Below are 911 nucleotides of genomic sequence, written 5' to 3'. Positions count from 1 at the left end.
CAGCTGGCTTTGCCGTTACCGTACAGGATAATGGTGATCTGCTGGTCGATCTCAGTGGTGAGCGAGCGGCCGAATACGCCACGCTGATCCAGCCACGACTGCACGACGGCTGGACAGAAGTTGCCGGATCGGGGTGGCTCTTTATTTTCCCCGATGAGGTGATTGCCCTTGACTCGATCGCTGCCGATGAACGGATAACAGCACGCCTGCGAGCTGCAACTGGCGATGAACACCTGCCGACCGCTATGGCGTACCTGCATCGGATCGACGCCTATCGCGATCTTATTTATCACGACGCAGTCGGTGTGCCAATTCACTCAGGCCCCATCAATGGTATCCCGGCTGATCAGGCAATCGAGCAGACAATTGCCTATCTTGAACAGCAAAAGATCGGGAAAGGACGAACCAATTACAAGATGCGCGACTGGCTGATCAGTCGTCAACGCTACTGGGGAACGCCTATCCCAATTATTCATCGCGAAGATGGCCTGGAAATCGCACTTAAGGATAACGAATTGCCCCTGACCTTGCCGAATGTCGAGAGCTATGAACCAACGGCAACTGGCGAATCACCACTGGCGTTGATCGACGAATGGGTCAATGTGACCCTTCCCGATGGGAGTAAGGGTCGGCGCGAAACCGATACTATGGGCACCTTCGCCTGCTCGTCGTGGTACTTCCTGCGCTTTGCCGACAATCACAATCAGCAGGCGCTGGCTAGTCAAGAGGCACTTGATTACTGGTTGCCGGTTGATATGTATGTCGGCGGTGCTGAACATGCGGTCATGCACCTGCTCTATGCCCGCTTCTGGACGAAAGTGCTCTACGATCTTGGTGTGGTCAAGTTCTTTGAACCCTTCACCTGCCTACGCAATCAGGGTCTGATCTGGCCCCACCACGCGAGGTCAACG

At 55.0% G+C, this 911-nt stretch carries 1 protein-coding gene; it reads left to right on the top strand.

The window, feature by feature from the left end; genetic code table 11:
- Window positions 1-911: class I tRNA ligase family protein (locus tag NW838_RS05075; RefSeq protein WP_414427619.1), on the top strand; the 911-nt coding region annotated here is incomplete at both ends.

The sequence above is a fragment of the Synechococcus sp. R55.2 genome, assembly GCF_047462075.1.
Classification (GTDB): Bacteria; Cyanobacteriota; Cyanobacteriia; order Thermostichales; family Thermostichaceae; genus Thermostichus.
Note: the sequence above shows the minus strand (reverse complement) of the source record. Positions and strands in the feature narration are given on the sequence as shown.